This is a genomic window from Anaerostipes sp. Marseille-Q3525 (assembly GCF_018223505.1).
GTDB classification, from domain to species: Bacteria; Bacillota; Clostridia; order Lachnospirales; family Lachnospiraceae; genus Anaerostipes; species Anaerostipes amylophilus.
Genome location: NZ_JAGTTT010000029.1, coordinates 1 through 18,368 on the forward strand (window position 1 = coordinate 1; position 18,368 = coordinate 18,368).

Genomic DNA, 18,368 nt, shown 5'->3' on the forward strand with positions numbered 1-18,368 from the left:
ATCATCGCTGTCGAATTTAGTGTCCACTACGTGTGAGTCGAGCGAGAGCGCGTCACAGACATATAACCCTTTTTATAATATTCCACCAATAACTTCAGCTTATCAAACTACCTACAAATCACAATTTTTATAGACAAATTTTGTATACCTGCCGTATAATAAGAATTATACAAAATTAATAGGAAAAGGAAACATCAACATGAGCGATTTTAAATATGTATTCGGTCCAATTCCATCCAGAAGATTAGGAAGATCTTTAGGAATCAGTCCATTGCCTAAAAAGACTTGCAACTATTCTTGTATCTACTGTCAGTTAGGAAGAACCGATAAAATGACAAATAAACGTCAGGAATTTTATAAAACAGAAGATATCATTGCAGAATTTAAACAATATCTGAAAGACTCTGATAAATTCGATATCGTAACCGTGGTTGGAGAAGGAGAGCCTACGTTAGCATCGAATCTTGGTGAATTAGTAGATGCATTAAAAGCATTAACAGACAAGCCTGTTGCAGTGATCACAAATGGTGCATTACTTTCTGATCCACAGGTCAGAGAAGAATTGTGTCATGCCGATATGGTATTGCCATCCTTAGATGCTTATGATCAGAAAATTTCCAAGAAGATCGACCGTCCTTATGGAACGATTAAATTTGAAGAAGAATTTGATGGTCTTAAAAAGTTCACTCGCATGTATGAGGGAGAACTTTGGTTAGAAATCATGTTAGTTGATGGAATTAATGATGATGAGCATTCTATTCTTGAATTTAAAAAGTTATTAAAAGAATTAAAATATGACAGATTATACCTAAACACACCAGTTCGTCCGCCAGCAGAAGCAGATGTGAATGTTGTATCAGAAGAACGTATGCGATATGCAGTTGAGACGCTTGGTGGTATTTCTATCGAGATGATGAGTTCAGGTGCATTTTTTAGTGAGATTGAAGATGACTATGAAGCGGTCAAATCGATTATCGGAAGACATCCAATGAATCAGTTTGAAGTAAGAGGATTCTTAGAAAGCAGAGATGTCAAAGATCCAGAAGCAATGATGGAGCAGATGAAACAAGATGAAGAAATCAATGTGATCGATTATAAAGGAATCTTGACATTCCGCTTAAAATAGTAAGGAGAAATAATATGAAACACAGTGTAAAAAGAGTGGCAGCGATCCACGATCTTTCAGGATTCGGAAGAGCCTCTCTGACAGCGATCATACCAATCCTTTCATCCATGGGAGTTCAGGTTTGTCCATTGCCAACAGCAATCCTGTCTAATCATACTGGTGGATTTGATACTTTTAGTTTTGTAGATTTTACAGATCATATGCAGGACTATATCGATCACTGGAAAGAATTAAAGATTGATTTTGACTGCATTTATTCTGGATTTTTAGGGTCTGAACGTCAGATTGAGATTGTTTCTGGATTTATTGATGATTTTGGAACGAAAGATAACATGGTCGTGATCGATCCAGTACTTGGAGATAATGGAAATTTATATTCAACGATGGATCAGGGATTGGTTGAAGGAATGAAACATCTGGTGACAAAAGCAGATATCATTACACCAAACTTTACTGAAGTAAGCCTTCTGTTAGGAGAAGAATATAAACAGACAACGACCGATGAAGAGATCAAAGAATGGGTAAAACGCCTGTCAGATATGGGACCAGATATTGTGGTTGTGACAAGTGTTCCAGATAAAGAAAAAGATAAAGATTCTAATGTAATCGCTTATGATAGAAGTTGTAATACATACTGGAAGATTAAATGTCGCTATATCCCAACATTCTATCCGGGAACAGGGGATGCTTATACTTCTGTTATGATCGGAAGTCTGTTAGACGGAGACAGTCTGCCAATTGCATTGGATAAGGGTGTACAGTTTATCACACAGGCAATTAAAGCAAGTTATGGATTTGATTATCCAAACAGAGAAGGAGTATTGCTTGAGAGAGTACTGGAAGTGCTGAAAATGCCAGTAGTTTTGGGCGGATATGAGATGATCTAGAAAACAGACAGGAGGTGTCTGATATGTTTCATTTACTAGATTCAGATAAATGGGAACGACAGAAACATTTTGAATATTATATGCAGATGATACCATGCGGTTATACCGTCACAGTACGTTTAGATGTGGAAAATCTGTACCAGCAGGTCAAAAAATGTGGATTAAAGTTTTATCCAGCATTTATTTACTGCGCAGGGAAAGTCATTAACGAGAAAAAAGAATTTAAGATGGGAGTCGATCAGGAAGGAAGACCTGGCTATTTTGATGTGATGCATCCAAACTTTACGATCTTTCACAAAGACGACCATACATTTTCAGACATCTGGTCTTATTATGATGACGACTTTCAGATATGTTATCAAAATATCATAAATGATATGGAAACTTACAAAGATGTCAAAGGACCAAAAGGAAAAGAAGGGCAGCCACCAAACTTCTTCTGTATTTCCTGTGTGCCATGGATGGATTTTACAGGATACAGCACATGGGTACCAACCGGAAGACCAAATCTATTTCCAATTATTACATTTGGAAAATATGTGGAAGAAGATGGAAGAAGAAAATTATCTGCTGCCTTGACGATATCCCATGCATCGGCAGATGGATATCATGCTAGTATGTTTTTTGAAAGATTGCAGGAAGTATTGAATGAGTTTGTAATTCATTTTTAAGTGAAAAAATTGATGATTATAACAGCAGTATGTATTATGAAAAAATAGCTTTTAAGAATAAAAAGATAAAATTATTTCCCTTGCAAAAATCCTACCGAAGTAGAAGCAGACAATTTCTCCAACATCAAAGATACTTCCTCTTCAGACTCCTGAAAACCACCCGTGATCCACTGCCGGATCACAGCCATACAGCCACTCACAATATAAATATGCAAAGAAGATAAAGTCTCTGCATCATAATCCGGTCTTCGGCTCTGCCACATCGGCATTGTCCAGCGCTGTGTGGCAAACAGAAGTTTATTCTGAAATCCAGGATCACCATGATCTGAAAACAGAAGCCTTACTAACTGCTTATGCTCGCTGATATAAAAGATAATCGAATTCATCAGCTGAGAAATCGAATTTTCCTTTTCAAACTGGATCATATCTTCTTCCAGCGTATTCAAAATCTCATCCTCAATGGATTCCAAAAGATCCATCGGACTGGAATAATAAGTATAAAATGTACTGCGGTTAATATCTGATTTCTCACACAGAAGGGAAACGGATATTTTCTGTATTGGCTGTTCTTTTAATAAATAAAGCAAGCTCTCTCTGAGCGCACGTTTCGTCTTTAAAATACGACGATCAGTTTTCTTCTCTACCATATCAAAAACTCCTTTAAAATCATATAAAAAGATAATCTACAAAACAATAAAAAATGTTTGATACCCGCCAAAAACTCTATTTTGGTGGTTGTTCTATATACATATATTTATTATAATATACATATGAATGAAAAACAACAGTTGTAGGATAAAAGGAGGCACAGACATGAACCGGCAAGATTTTTATGATGGAAAATTATTTGACGCATATCGTTATATGGGTGCACATAAAGACGGTGACAAGATCCGTTTTGTAACCTATGCACCAAGAGCCTCCAGGATATCGATCATTGGAGAATTTAATGACTGGAATGAAGAATTTATGGAACAGGACGCACAAAGCGGTTTCTTTTTATTCTACTCAGACAAAGCCAAGGAAGGCCAGATGTACAAATACTGCATCTACGGACCTGATGGAAATAGGCAGGAACATTGTGATCCTTATGGATTTGAGATGGAATTAAGACCAGGAGCATGTTCTATTATTCGTGACATTACGACATATCAGTTTCATGATGATTCATGGATGCAGATGAGAAGTGTTGGCATGGAAGATGCTGTCAATGTCTATGAGATGCATATGGGATCGTGGCGAATGAACGAAAAGGATGAAAATGGCTGGTATCAGTATGACGAGATTGCCGAGATGCTTGTGCCTTATTTAAAGAAGAATAACTATACCCATGTAGAATTAATGCCGTTATCTGAACATCCATTTGACGGATCATGGGGATATCAGAATACTGGATTTTTCGCACCGACCAAGCGTTATGGAACCCCGGATAAATTAATGAAATTTGTTGATATGATGCATCAGGCGGGAATTGGAGTCATCATGGATTTTGTACCAGTTCATTTTGCAGTGGATGGATACGGATTGAAATTATATGATGGAACACCACTATATGAATATGATAATAAAGACACTGGGGAGAGTGAATGGGGAAGCTGCAACTTTATTCATTCCAGAAGAGAAGTCCAGTGTTTCTTACAATCAGCTGCTAACTACTGGCTGGAAGAATATCATTTTGATGGAATCCGTATGGACGCAGTGAGCCGTCTGATCTACTGGCAGGGAGATGAAAACAGAGGAGTCAATGACACAGCAATTGACTTTCTAAAAGCATTGAATTTAGGTTTAAAACAACGCCATCCAACAGCTATGCTGATCGCAGAAGATTCTACCTCATATCCCGGAGTGACAGAACCTGTATGGAAAGGTGGTTTAGGATTCGATTACAAATGGGATTTAGGATGGATGCACGATACCTTGGAATATTTCCAGACCGGGCCAGAATACCGAAGCCGTGATTATCATAAGCTGACATTTTCCATGGTATATTTCTGGAATGAACGTTATATGCTGGAATACTGCCATGATGAAGTTGTCCATGGTAAGGCAACGATCTTACAGAAAATGTACGGAGATTACGAAGACAAATTTCCACAGGCAAGGGCAATGTATATGTATATGATGATCCATCCCGGCAAGAAATTAAACTTCATGGGAAATGAATTTGGTCAGTTAAGGGAATGGAGCGAGGCAAAGGAACAGGACTGGATAATCTTAAAATATCCGATCCATGATGCTTTCCATAAATATATGATCAAATTAAATGACATTTATAAGAAAGAAAAAGCATTCCATTACGACTACCATAAGGAAAACTTTGAATGGCTTGACTGTCATCAGGAAGAGAGATGTATCTATGCGATCGGAAGAAAGACAGCTGACCATATGATCGTTGGAATCTTTAATTTCTCTGACAAAGAACAGGAAGATTATAAATTAATACTTGAAGGCCATTATACAAGAAGAACCTTGTTACATACTGAATGGGAACAGTATGGTGGAACGATGAAGAAACGCAAAGAAAATATCCATTTAAAGAAAAAAGGCAAGAACAGTGAATTGACGATCACACTTCCAAGATACAGTGGAGTTTTATTAAAACTAACATACAAATAAGAAAGATAAAAATAAATACAAAGGGGAGAAACAGCAAGAGTTTTTTATGGATGGAGCACTCAACATCATTTATCGAGATACAAAATATAATATAGACTTCCTATATACAGCCTTTGTTCTGCAGGAGAAGAAGATCATGGAAGATTATGTAAATAATCATTTGGAATGCAGAAGAAGGGATTTTTTGCAGAGCATATGCAGATACTTTTTACATCTGCATGCCAGCGAGTAGGAAATTTTATAAGGAGATGAAAATTATGAAAATATACGATTTAGTAATCATAGGTTCTGGACCAGCCGGAATGTCAGCAGCAATCTACGCACAGAGAGCTATGCTTGATTTTATTGTGATCGAGAAAGAATATATGCCAGGAGGTCAGGTTGTACAGACGTATGAAGTCGACAACTATCCAGGAATTCCAAAGACTAATGGAATGGATCTTGGAATGAAATTTTCGGAACATGCCAAAGAACTGGGAGTCGAAAGCATTACAGCGGAAGTAAAAGAAATTAATGCAGACAATGAGATCAAAGAGATTATCTTGAAAAATGGTGATATTCTTAAAACAAAGACGATCATCCTTGCAACCGGAGCAGTCCATCAGACGTTAGGAGTCGAAGGCGAAGAAAAACTAAAAGGAATGGGAGTATCCTACTGTGCAACATGTGATGGAGCATTTTTCAGAAATAAGGTCACAGCAGTTGTTGGTGGTGGAAATGTTGCATTAGAAGATGCATTATTTCTAAGCCGTATGTGTGAAAAGGTTTATCTGATCCATCGAAGAGATGAATTTCGAGGTGCAAAGATCCTTCAGGATGAAGTAAAGAAGAACGATAAGATTGAAATTTTATGGAATACGATCGTGACAAAAATCGATGGTGATGAGGTTGTTCAAAGTATACAACTACAAGATGTAGATAACCATGTGGATAAGTCACTAGATGTTGATGGAATCTTTATCGCAGTTGGGACAAAACCAGCTTCCAAACTTTTATCTGGAAAGTTATCAACAGATGAAAAAGGATATATTATTGCAGGAGAAGATGGTGTTACAAATATTCCGGGAATCTTCGTAGCAGGGGATGGAAGAAGCAAAAATCTGCGACAGGTAGTGACTGCAGTGTCCGACGGGGCCAATTGCGTGTACTCTGTCGAGCGATATCTCCAGAATTCCTAATTTTCAGACAATTTAAGCCATTTTTTAATAGTGACTCATAAATTAAAAATCAACCGCTTTTTGACGATTTGTGCTAGTTGTATAACAAAAAGCAGGTTGATTTTTTTATGGAAAAATTACACACATATTGCTAACAAAATACCCACAAAGTTATCAACATACAGAAATGGCATATTTTAGCCAAAAATGAGTTACCCACAGAGTTATCCACATTGTCCACATCCATAATTCGACAAAATTAAATTGTGGATAACTCGAAAAAGAAACATATGTTTTGTTCACTATTTATAAAAAGATTTTGTTTTCTTAAGAAGAATTATATGTTATAATGAATGCATACAAAAAAGGTAAAGGAGATGGGAGCCATGAAATTCATTATTAGTGGAAAGAACATTGAAGTTACAGAAAGTATCAAAGCAGCAATCGAAGAGAAACTCGGACGTCTCGACAAATATCTTGTAGATGATACAGTCGTAAACGTAACGTTAAGTGTTCAGAAGGGAAGACAGAAGATAGAAGTTACCATTCCTATGAAAGGGCACATTATCCGTGCTGAAGAAGGCAGTGAAGACATGTATGTATCTATTGACCTGGTTGTTGATGTCATTGAACGCCAGATTCGCAGATATAAAACAAGACTTATGAATCAGAAACATGATGGAACAAGCTTCAAACAGGAATTTATGGAGCAAGAAGATGAAGTGGAAGATGATGAGATCAGAATCATCCGAAGCAAGAAGTTCGCCATCAAACCAATGGATGTAGAAGAAGCTTGTGTACAGATGGAATTATTAGGACATGATTTCTTTGTATTCCGCAATGCTGATACATTTGAAGTCAATGTTGTATATAAGAGAAAAGGAAATACATACGGACTGATCGAACCTGAATTTTAGAAGATCGGAAGATAGAGGAGATCCTTAATAATAAGGATCTCCTTTTTCATGCATAAAATTATAAAAAGTTTATATTTTATTGATAATTTTTACAATTAGTTAACTTGCACCTTATAATGTTAAGTGTTACAATAACAAAGATTATATAATTGATATAAGTCTACCCTGATGTCATCGAAGACAGGCAGAAGAATCGGGGATATAGTAAATGTAAAAAGAAACTTAGGAGATTAATTTATGGGTTTATTTGATAAAGTATTTGGTTCTCACAGTGATAAAGAACTGAAACGAATCAGCAAGACAGTTGATAAGATCGAGGCACTGGATGCATCCATGCAGCAGCTATCTGATGAAGAATTAAGACATAAGACCGTTGAATTTAAAGAAAGACTTGCAAATGGAGAGACATTAGACGATCTGTTACCAGAAGCATACGCAACAGTAAGAGAAGCCAGTAGCCGTGCGATCGGATTAAAACATTATCGTGTTCAGCTGATCGGTGGTATCATCCTGCATCAGGGACGTATCGCTGAGATGAGAACTGGTGAAGGTAAAACTTTAGTGTCTACTTTACCTGCATATTTAAATGCATTAGAAGGAAAAGGTGTTCACATTGTAACAGTCAACGATTATCTGGCTACCCGTGATGCGGAGTGGATGGGAAAAGTTCATAACTTCCTTGGATTAACCGTTGGTGTCGTTACAAATGATATGGAGAACGATGAACGTCGTGAAGCTTATAACTGTGATATTACTTATATTACAAACAATGAATTAGGATTTGACTACTTAAGAGATAACATGGTCATCGAGAAAGAAGATCTGGTACAGAGAGATCTTCATTATGCGATCGTCGATGAGGTCGATTCCGTATTGATCGATGAGGCGAGAACACCACTGATCATTTCCGGTGAGAGTGGAAAGTCTACAGAATTATACCGTGCATGTGATATCTTAGCACGCCAGATGGAACGAGGAAGTTCTGACGGTGAGTTATCTAAGATGGATATTTTAATGAATGAGGATATCGAAGAAGACGGAGATTTCCTTGTCAATGAAAAAGACAAACAGATCATGCTGACTGCAGAAGGTGTGAAGAAAGTTGAGAAATTCTTCCATATTGAGAACCTTGCAGATCCAGAAAATCTTGCGATCCAGCATAATATCATCTTAGCACTTCGTGCACATAACTTAATGTTTAAAGACAAAGACTATGTCGTAAAAGATGATGAAGTACTGATCGTCGATGAATTTACAGGACGTATCATGCCAGGTAGACGTTATTCAGACGGCCTGCATCAGGCAATCGAAGCGAAGGAAAATGTAAAAGTTAAGAGAGAATCCAAGACTCTTGCAACGATCACATTCCAGAACTTCTTCAATAAATATGATAAGAAAGCAGGTATGACAGGTACTGCGCTTACAGAAGAACAGGAATTCCGTGAAATTTACGGAATGGACGTTGTTGTAATTCCAACAAACAAACCTGTCCAGAGAATCGATCATGACGATGCGATCTATAAGACAAAACGTGAGAAGATGAATGCGGTTGTCGAAGACATCATCAAATCACATGAAAAAGGACAGCCAGTCTTAGTTGGTACGATCACAATTGAGATGTCCGAAGAATTAAGCGCAATGCTTAAGAAACGTGGCATCAAACACAACGTATTGAATGCGAAATTCCATGAAAAAGAAGCAGAGATCATTTCTCATGCAGGTGAGATTGGTGCTGTAACGATCGCTACAAACATGGCTGGTCGTGGTACTGACATCGTGCTTGAAGATGGAGTTGCTGAACTTGGTGGATTAAAGATCATTGGTACAGAACGTCATGAATCCAGACGTATCGATAATCAGTTGCGTGGTCGTGCCGGACGTCAGGGAGATCCAGGTGAATCTAAGTTCTATTTATCTCTGGAAGATGATCTGATGAGATTATTTGGATCTGAAAGAATGATCAGCATATACAATGCACTAGGAATTCCAGAAGGAGAAGAAATCCAGCATAAGACGATCAGCAAGACAATTGAAAAAGCACAGAAGAAGATCGAGAATAACAACTTCGGTATTCGTAAGAATCTGTTAGACTATGATAGAGTTAATAATGAACAGAGAGAAGTCATGTACAAAGAACGTCGTCGTGTTCTTGATGGAGATGACATGAAAGAATCTGTTTTAAATATGATGAAAGAAACAGTTGCAAACCATGTATATCAGGTGATCAGTGATGAACTTCCACCAGAAGAATGGGATCTTGCAGCACTGAATGCAGAGTTGCTTCCAATTGTTCCTTTAAATAAGATCGTATTAACAGATGCAGAGAAATCTTCTGGAAGAGTTGATGATCTAGTAGCAAGATTACAGGAAGAAACTGTTGCATTATATGAACAGAAAGAAAAAGAATTTGAAGATTTCGATCTTCGTGAGATTGAGCGTATCATCTTACTGAAAGTTATCGACCGCAAGTGGATGGATCATATCGATGATATGGATCAGTTACGTGAAGGAATCGGACTTCAGGCATATGGACAGAGAGACCCAGTTGTTGAATACCGTATGGCTGGATTTGAGATGTTCAATGAGATGACAAAGGCAATTCAGGAAGAAACAACAGGTGCATTGTTCCATGTACAGGTTGAGCAGAAGATTGAGAAAGAAGAAGCTCCAAAGATCACAGGAACAAACAAAGATGCTGAAGTTGAGAAGAAGCCTTATGTTAGAAAAGGAGCCAAAATCGGCAGAAATGATCCTTGCCCATGTGGAAGTGGTAAGAAATATAAGAACTGCTGCGGAAGAAATAAATAAGGAGTTGTTTGTAAATGATTGAAGCAGAACAATTACAATATAAATTAAACTCTTTTCAGGAACCACTAGAAGATCTTAGTGGTTCCCTTGCGTTAGAAGCAAAAAAAGAGAGAATCGATCAGTTAGAACTGAATATGGAAGAACCAGGATTCTGGGATAATGTCGAGGAATCCCAGAATGTTATGAAAGAAGTCAAAAGCTTAAAAAGTGTTGTGGAAGAATATGATGATCTGAAAACAAAATACGAAGATATCGAGACATTGATCGATATGGCACAGGAAGATGAGGATACAGATCTGATCGAAGAAGCAACGGCATTGATGGATGAATTTGAGACAAAATATGAAGAATTACGCATTTCAACGCTGTTAACCGGTGAATATGATAAGGACGATGCAATTCTTACGTTACATGCCGGGGCAGGTGGAACAGAATCTTGTGACTGGGCAGGAATGCTTTACCGTATGTTTACAAGATGGGCATGCAAGAAAGGTTATGGAACGGAAGTTTTAGACTATCTTGACGGAGATGAAGCAGGAATCAAATCTGTCACAGTGAAGATTTCAGGGATGAATGCTTATGGATATTTGAGATCAGAGAAAGGTGTTCACCGTCTTGTCCGAATTTCGCCATTCAACGCAGCAGGAAAGCGACAAACATCATTTGCATCCTGTGATGTCATGCCAGACATTAAAGATGATATCGAAGTTGAGATTGCAGATGAAGATATCCGAATCGACACATATCGTGCGAGTGGAGCTGGTGGACAGCATATCAATAAGACAGATTCAGCAATCCGTATTACTCATTTACCAACAGGAATCGTTGTACAGTGCCAGAATGAGCGATCACAGCACAAGAACAAAGATCAGGCGATGAAGATGTTAAAGACAAAGTTATATCTGTTAAAACAGCAGCAGCATTTGGAGAAACTATCAGACATCCGTGGAGATGTTGGAGATAACGGATGGGGCAACCAGATCAGATCTTATGTACTGCAGCCATACACCATGGTAAAAGACCACAGAACAAATTTTGAAAGTGGAAATCCGAGTGCAGTATTAGATGGGGATCTGGATGGATTTATGAATGCTTATCTTGCGTGGGACAATAACCGTAAACAAGAAGAAAATTAAATAAAAACCATATAAGATTAAAAAAACAAAAGGGTGAGGATATGGCAGGAAAAATAATGAAAACAATGATTGCGATGGGAGTATCACTTGGAATCGTAGGTTTACTATTTACGATATATTGCAATGTACAATTAAAGACGGCAAAACGCCAGACATATTCTGTAGATCATACAGAGAAGATCAAAGAAGTGGACTATGTGATCGTGCCAGGGTGTCTTGTATACAAAAGTGGGAAACCATCGTATGCACTAGAAGACCGCTTAAATGGTGCATTAAGATTATATCAGGAAAAGAAAGTACCGAAGATCATCTTATCCGGTGCAGCAAGAGAAAATAAGATAGGAAAAATATTTTTGACAAATCGTAATGTAGCCGAAGAAGATATTTTGATCGATGATGGAGGACTTGATACCTATTCAACGATCTATCGTTGCAAAGAAGCATTTCCAAATAAGAGATTTATTGTATGCACACAGCAAAAATACTTTAAAAGAACGGGTTATCTGATCAGCAAGCTTGGAATGAATGGGTATTGTATGGGTATTGACAAACATCAGTACAAAAAAGAAATTTATGAAAAATTTCGTGATTTTTTTGCATCAGATAAGGCATGGATCGAGTGTAATATCACAAAACCAGAACCAGTGTATTCTTTAGAAAAACTTCCAATTAAGTAATGTATTTATTTTAAAACCCAATTTTCTATTGCATCCTAAAAATATCTGTGGTAGTATTTTGCACAAAGACAACTGTACACCACAGGAGAACAAAAGGAACGAAACATGAAAGAAACAAACTATTATGTAATTAAAAAGAAAGCAGTTCCAGAAGTGTTATTAAAGGTCTTAGAGGTCCAGAAACTGTTAGATTCCAAGAAAGCAGTTTCTGTATTAGAAGCCACAGAGAAGGTTGGAATCAGCAGAAGCTCTTATTACAAGTACAAGGATGATATCTTCCCATTTTATGCTGGTAAGAAAGGCCGAAGTATCACATTTGTGATCGAAGTTGATGACCAGCCGGGCGTTATGGCCTCGATCCTTAACATTTTTGCACTTTATAAGGTAAACATCCTGACAATTCATCAGAGTATCCCGATCAATGGAAAGGGACTTTTAACAGTCAGCGTTGATATCGAAGACAGCCAGACGGATGTCTCGGCAATGATCCAGGATGTTGAGAAGATAGAAGATGTATCTTATGTAAAAGTGATTGCAATGGAATAGATGTATAAATATACATGACACATTTTTGGAGGGCAGAATGAAATACGTTATCGTTTTAGGAGATGGAATGGCCGATGAGCCGATCGAAGCAGCAGGTGGAAAGACACCACTGCAGTTAGCAGATAAACCAGTGATGGATGAGATGGCGAAAGTTTCCGAACAGGGAATTGCATACACCGTACCATCCAATTTACCAGCAGGAAGTGATGTGGCGAACCTTTCTATGTTAGGTTATGATCCACAGGTTTACTATTCTGGAAGATCACCACTGGAAGCGTTAAGTATCGGTGTTGATATGAAAGATACAGATATTGCACTTCGATGTAACGTTGTAACCGTATCTGAAGACGAAGACTATGAAGATAAGACGATCATCGACCACAGTGCAGGAGAGATCACTTCCGAAGAAGCAGCGATCCTGATTGAAGCTGTGAGAAAAGAATTAGAAGATGATGAATATAAGTTTTATCCTGGAGTCAGCTATCGCCATTTAACGATCTGGGATCATGGAGAAGTGGTTGAACTTGTACCACCACATGATGTTCTGGGACAGAAGATCGGGCAGTATCTCCCAAAACAGGAGAAATTAAAAGAGATGATGAAGAAGAGTTTTGATATCTTAGATCATCATCCGATCAATGAAGCAAGAGCCAAGAGAGGTTTAAACAAAGCAAACAGCATCTGGTTCTGGGGAGCAGGAACGAAACCGGCACTGGATGATTTTAAAGAGAAGACTGGAATGAACGGAGCGATGGTATCCGCAGTCGATCTGTTAAAAGGAATCGCAGTCGGAGCGAACATGAGAAATCTTGATGTTGAGGGGGCAAATGGTGGTCTTGACACGAATTATCATGGAAAAGCAATGGCAGCAGTCGAAGCACTACTTGAAAAAAATGACGATTTCGCTTATATTCATGTAGAGGCACCTGATGAGATGGGGCATCAGGGAAGTCTCGAGAATAAGATCAAAGCAATCGAACATCTTGATAAGGAAGTTGTAAAGGTTGTCAAAGAAGAATTAGAGAAAGCTGGAGAGGATTTCAGAATTTTGATCGGACCGGATCATCCGACACCAATTGCGATCCGTACCCATTCCAAAGAACCGATACCATTTATGATCTATGACAGCACAAAAGATTATGAAGGTCAGGAAGAGTACAGCGAAGAAGCAGCGAGAAAGACAGGACTTGTCATTTCCCACGCTTATGATTTAATGAATCGGTTATTACAAAAATAAGAGAAATAATTTTAGGAGGCACAAGATGCTAGTAGTTAAGAAATTTGGTGGTACTTCTGTAGGAAATAAAGAACGTATCATGAACGTAGCAAAAAGATGTATTGAAGACTATAAAAAGGGAAATGACGTTGTCGTAGTTTTATCAGCAATGGGTAAAATGACAGATGAACTGATTGCAAAGGCAAAAGAGATCAATCCAAATCCATCCAGAAGAGAAATGGATATGTTATTAACAACAGGAGAACAGACTTCTGTATCTTTAATGGCAATGGCAATGGATTCCCTTGGAGTTCCAGCTGTATCCTTAAATGCGTTTCAGGTAGCAATGCATACAACATCTGTATACAGTAATGCAAGAATCAAGAGAATTGATACAGATCGTATCATGAACGAATTAGAGCAGAGAAAGATCGTTATCGTTACAGGATTCCAGGGAGTTGACCAGTTCGATAACTACACAACACTTGGACGTGGTGGATCTGATACAACAGCTGTAGCACTTGCAGCAGCACTACATGCAGACGCATGTGAGATCTACACAGACGTAGACGGAGTTTACACAGCAGACCCAAGAAAAGTACCAAATGCTAAGAAATTAGATGAGATCACATACGATGAGATGTTAGAGATGGCAACACTTGGAGCCGGAGTACTTCACAACCGTTCTGTAGAACTTGCCAAGAAACACGGAGTTGCTTTAGTTGTTAGATCAAGTCTTACAACAGAAGAAGGAACAGTCGTAAAAGAAAATGTAAAATCAAAACAGAATGAGATCAGCGGTGTAGCAGGAGACGACGATGCAGCAAGAATCGCAGTTATGGGAATTGAAGATACACCAGGTATGGCATTTAAGATTTTTAATGTATTAGCAAAGAAAAATGTAAATGTAGATATGATCCTTCAGTCAGTAGGACATAATGACAAGAAAGATATCTCCTTCACAGTCAAAGAAGAAGAATTAGATATCGCAGTAAAAGCATTAGAAGATTACCTTCCAGACAGCTATTATGAAGAAATCAAAGCAAGCAAGGAAGTTGCCAAAGTATCTATCATCGGAAAAGGATTATTAAATCACTATGGAATGGCAGCTCGTATGTTTAATGCATTATACAAAGCAGATGTGAATATCCGAATGATCTCAACATCTGAGATTCGTGTGACTGTGTTAGTAAACCAGGAAGACATGGTGAAAGCAATGAATGCAGCACATGAGGAATTTGAGGCTTAAATTTTAATTTGCTGGTTTGATGACGGAAGTTATTGGTGGAATATTATAAAAAGGGTTATCTGTCTGCGACGCGCTTTCGCTCGACGCAGACAGATAACCCTTTTTATAATATTCAAATAATTTACGCAATCGAAACCACTAGTGGGTGTTCGTAGGTTCCTTTCATCTTCTGTCAACAAACACAAAACTTATTAGCCAATACCGTTTAACATACACACTGTGTAGTGATTTGAATAGCGTTCCGTTGTATGAGATAGAAATAAGATAAGAACAAATATTTATAATATATCGGTGGCAACGATTAGCAGATTTTAAGTGCGTTTTTTACAAATTCGCAGCGCCCTGTGGTTGAATGTCTGACCATAGCTGCGGGCATTTTGGCTCGCAGCGAGGGAGTTTTCAAAGGAACAGGCGCGGATCAGCGATTTGCAAAAAACGCTCTTAAAATCTGCGTGTTGCCACCGATATATTATAAATATTTGTTCTTATCTTATTTCTATCTCATACATGAAACACTATTACAAATCAGAAGTTGACGATATGGCAGAAACATGACAAAATATACCTACATAGATTCAGAAAGGAATATACATTATGAAACGTAAAGATTATATTTCATGGGACCAGTATTTTATGGGAATTGCCATTTTATCTGCCCAGAGAAGTAAAGACGATCACACACAGGTGGGAGCATGTCTTGTGAATGATCATAATAAAATTTTATCTGTCGGTTATAACGGAATGCCAACAGGATGTAACGATGATGATATGCCATGGGAGAGAGAAGGAGATCCTCTTCATACCAAATATTTTTATGTTTGCCACGCAGAATTAAATGCTATTTTAAATTATGGTGGTGGTTCTCTTGATGGTGCGCGTGTTTATGTAACATTATTCCCATGTAATGAATGTGCAAAAGCAATCATTCAGAGTGGTATGAAAGAAGTTATCTATATGCAGGATAAATACGCAGATAGTGATGCGACAAGAGCATCAAAGAAGATGTTTGACATGGCAGGTGTCAAATACCGTCAGTTTGTGCCAAAAGGACAGACAATAGAAATTGATTTATAAGGTGAAGACATGGATATTATTAAAATTTTACAAGAAGAATTAGGAATCAGACGAGGACAGGTAGAGACAACGATCAAATTGATCGATGAAGGCAATACGATCCCATTTATTGCAAGATATCGAAAGGAAATGACAGGATCATTAGATGATGAAACACTCCGTAATTTTCATGAGAGATTATTATATTTAAGAAATTTAGAAGACCGCAAAGAAACAATCAAGAAGAATATCGAAGAACAGGGAAAACTTACAAAGGAACTGGCAAAGCAGATCGAAGAAGCCAAAACACTGGTAGCAGTAGAGGATTTATATCGTCCATACAAACAGAAGAAACGTACCAGAGCTATGATCGCAAAGGAAAAAGGATTAGAACCATTAGCAAATCTGATCCTGCTTCAGATGACAAATGAGCCATTAGAGAAAGAAGCCAAAGCATTTATCAATGAAGAAAAAGATGTAAAGACTGTAGAAGATGCATTAAAAGGTGCAAATGATATCATTGCAGAGCATATCGCAGATGATGCTGAATATCGTACATGGATCCGCAAGGCAACATGGGATCATGGAAAGATCACATCTACAGCGAAGAAGCCAGATGAATCATCTGTATTTGAGATGTATTATGATTTTGAAGAACCGATCAAGAAGATCGCAGGATATCGTATTCTTGCGATTAATCGCGGGGAAAAAGAAGGAATCCTTCAGGTAAAGATCGAGCCAGATATGCAAAAGATCGCATCATATCTAGCAAGAAAGATTGTAACAAAGAAGAATCCAAATACAACAAAAGCTCTATTTGCAGCCATCGAGGACAGTTACAAACGTCTGATCGCACCATCAATTGAACGTGATATCAGAAACGAATTAACTGAAAATGCAAGTACAGAAGCAATCAAAGTTTTTGGAAAGAATTTAACACAGCTCCTGATGCAGCCACCGATCGCTGGCCAGGTAGTTCTTGGATGGGATCCGGCTTTTCGTACAGGATGCAAGTTAGCGGTTGTTGATGAAACAGGGAAAGTGTTGGATACAGTAGTCGTTTATCCAACAGCACCTCAGAACAAAGTGGAAGAAGCCAAGAAAGTAGTCAAAGGACTTATTAAGAAATACGGAATCACCCTGATCTCTATCGGAAATGGAACTGCATCCAGAGAATCCGAACAGATTGTCGTTGATATGTTAAAAGAGATTAAAGAGCCAGTACAGTATGTCATTACAAATGAAGCAGGAGCATCCGTATATTCTGCAAGCAAATTGGCAACAGAAGAATTTCCAAACTTCGATGTAGGACAAAGAAGTGCAACATCCATCGCAAGACGAGTTCAAGATCCACTAGCAGAATTAGTAAAGATTGAGCCAAAAGCGATCGGAGTTGGACAGTATCAGCACGATATGAATCAGAAACAGTTATCTGAAGCTCTGGGAGGTGTTGTTGAAGCAACAGTAAATAAAGTCGGAGTTGATCTTAATACAGCATCTGCATCTCTTTTGGAATATGTATCCGGAGTATCCAAAGCAGTAGCAAAAAATATCGTAGCATATCGTGAAGAAAATGGAACATTTAAGAACAGAAAACAGCTGTTAAAAGTAGCAAAACTAGGACCAAAAGCCTTTGAACAATGTGCAGGATTCTTAAGAGTATCCGGAGGAGACGAGCCACTTGATGCAACTGGCGTACATCCAGAGACATACAAAGAAACAGGGATGTTACTAAAGAATTTAGGATATTCAACAAAAGAATTATCCAAAGAAGGATTCCGAGGAATCAGCAAAAAGATCACAGATTACAAGAAATTATCAGAAGAACTTGGAATCGGAGAGATCACACTCAAAGATATTGTAAAAGAACTGGAAAAACCAGGACGAGATCCACGAGAAGATCTTCCAAAACCAATCCTTAGAACTGATGTCCTAGAAATGAAAGATCTAAAACCAGGAATGAAATTAAAAGGAACAGTAAGAAATGTTATAGATTTTGGAGCGTTTGTAGATATTGGAGTACATCAGGATGGATTAGTACATATTTCACAGATGGCAGATCGGTTTATCAAGCATCCTCTGGAAGTTGTAAGTGTTGGGGATGTGGTAGATGTTACAGTAATTAGCGTCGATATGGATAAAAAAAGAATACAGTTAAGCATGAAAAATTGTGATTTACGACAATAGTCTTTTGTATATGTGAAGGAAATAAGATAACAAGAAATATTTATAAGAAACCGGTGGCAACACGCACTTAAAATCTGCTAATCGTTGCCATCGGTTGTTTATTTATTTTTTATCATATACTC

The 18,368-nt window shown here is 37.9% G+C and carries 15 protein-coding genes; 14 read left to right on the forward strand and 1 reads right to left on the reverse strand.

All coding sequences use genetic code 11. The annotated features are described in order from the left end of the window. The first annotated feature begins 199 nt into the window (after positions 1 to 199). Genes KE503_RS11940 through KE503_RS11950 form a run of 3 tightly spaced genes read left to right on the forward strand, consistent with a single transcriptional unit; the run spans position 200 to position 2,684 of the window. Complete coding sequence (locus KE503_RS11940) at positions 200 to 1,126, forward strand: radical SAM protein (RefSeq protein ID WP_212385374.1); 927 nt, start codon at positions 200 to 202, stop codon at positions 1,124 to 1,126. A 14-nt stretch (positions 1,127 to 1,140) separates the two neighbouring features. After that, positions 1,141 to 2,013, forward strand: coding sequence for a pyridoxamine kinase (locus tag KE503_RS11945; protein WP_022374852.1), 873 nt, complete (start codon positions 1,141 to 1,143; stop codon positions 2,011 to 2,013). A 23-nt stretch (positions 2,014 to 2,036) separates the two neighbouring features. Then, positions 2,037 to 2,684 (forward strand): chloramphenicol acetyltransferase, encoded by a 648-nt coding sequence (locus tag KE503_RS11950; protein WP_022374851.1) that lies wholly within the window; start codon positions 2,037 to 2,039, stop codon positions 2,682 to 2,684. 71 nt (positions 2,685 to 2,755) lie between these two features. Here the strand turns inward: KE503_RS11950 and KE503_RS11955 are convergent, their stop codons facing one another. Beyond that, entirely contained in the window at positions 2,756 to 3,331 is a 576-nt protein-coding gene (locus KE503_RS11955; RefSeq protein WP_249183055.1) for a TetR/AcrR family transcriptional regulator, read from the reverse strand. A 166-nt stretch (positions 3,332 to 3,497) separates the two neighbouring features. Between KE503_RS11955 and glgB the strand changes: the two genes are divergently transcribed. The 11 genes from glgB to KE503_RS12010 all read left to right on the forward strand — a co-directional run bounded on the left by glgB (position 3,498) and on the right by KE503_RS12010 (position 18,246). Next, positions 3,498 to 5,300: a 1,4-alpha-glucan branching protein GlgB gene (gene glgB / locus KE503_RS11960; RefSeq protein ID WP_055197568.1), complete on the forward strand. Its 1,803-nt coding sequence runs from the start codon at positions 3,498 to 3,500 to the stop codon at positions 5,298 to 5,300. A 257-nt stretch (positions 5,301 to 5,557) separates the two neighbouring features. Then, positions 5,558 to 6,478, forward strand: a complete 921-nt coding sequence (trxB, locus tag KE503_RS11965) for a thioredoxin-disulfide reductase (RefSeq protein ID WP_212385375.1) — start codon at positions 5,558 to 5,560, stop codon at positions 6,476 to 6,478. A 365-nt stretch (positions 6,479 to 6,843) separates the two neighbouring features. Continuing rightward, positions 6,844 to 7,374 (forward strand): ribosome hibernation-promoting factor, HPF/YfiA family, encoded by a 531-nt coding sequence (hpf, locus tag KE503_RS11970; RefSeq protein WP_055197565.1) that lies wholly within the window; start codon positions 6,844 to 6,846, stop codon positions 7,372 to 7,374. Between the two features lie 237 nt (positions 7,375 to 7,611). After that, the gene (gene secA, locus KE503_RS11975) at positions 7,612 to 10,182 is read left to right on the forward strand and encodes a preprotein translocase subunit SecA (protein WP_055197563.1); all 2,571 of its coding nucleotides are present in this window, start codon (positions 7,612 to 7,614) and stop codon (positions 10,180 to 10,182) included. Between the two features lie 14 nt (positions 10,183 to 10,196). Continuing rightward, the gene (gene prfB, locus KE503_RS11980; protein WP_117945223.1) at positions 10,197 to 11,318 is read left to right on the forward strand and encodes a peptide chain release factor 2; all 1,122 of its coding nucleotides are present in this window, start codon (positions 10,197 to 10,199) and stop codon (positions 11,316 to 11,318) included. Positions 11,319 to 11,359: 41 nt separating this feature from the next. Beyond that, the gene (locus tag KE503_RS11985; protein ID WP_212385376.1) at positions 11,360 to 11,995 is read left to right on the forward strand and encodes a SanA/YdcF family protein; all 636 of its coding nucleotides are present in this window, start codon (positions 11,360 to 11,362) and stop codon (positions 11,993 to 11,995) included. 105 nt (positions 11,996 to 12,100) lie between these two features. Beyond that, entirely contained in the window at positions 12,101 to 12,541 is a 441-nt protein-coding gene (locus KE503_RS11990; RefSeq protein ID WP_022374865.1) for an ACT domain-containing protein, read from the forward strand. 37 nt (positions 12,542 to 12,578) lie between these two features. Next, entirely contained in the window at positions 12,579 to 13,778 is a 1,200-nt protein-coding gene (locus KE503_RS11995) for a cofactor-independent phosphoglycerate mutase (RefSeq protein WP_022374864.1), read from the forward strand. A 25-nt stretch (positions 13,779 to 13,803) separates the two neighbouring features. After that, positions 13,804 to 15,006, forward strand: a complete 1,203-nt coding sequence (locus KE503_RS12000; protein WP_055197558.1) for an aspartate kinase — start codon at positions 13,804 to 13,806, stop codon at positions 15,004 to 15,006. Between the two features lie 594 nt (positions 15,007 to 15,600). Beyond that, positions 15,601 to 16,080, forward strand: coding sequence for a deoxycytidylate deaminase (locus tag KE503_RS12005; protein ID WP_022375368.1), 480 nt, complete (start codon positions 15,601 to 15,603; stop codon positions 16,078 to 16,080). A gap of 9 nt (positions 16,081 to 16,089) precedes the next feature. After that, the gene (locus KE503_RS12010; RefSeq protein ID WP_212385377.1) at positions 16,090 to 18,246 is read left to right on the forward strand and encodes a Tex family protein; all 2,157 of its coding nucleotides are present in this window, start codon (positions 16,090 to 16,092) and stop codon (positions 18,244 to 18,246) included. The last annotated feature ends 122 nt before the right edge of the window (positions 18,247 to 18,368 follow it).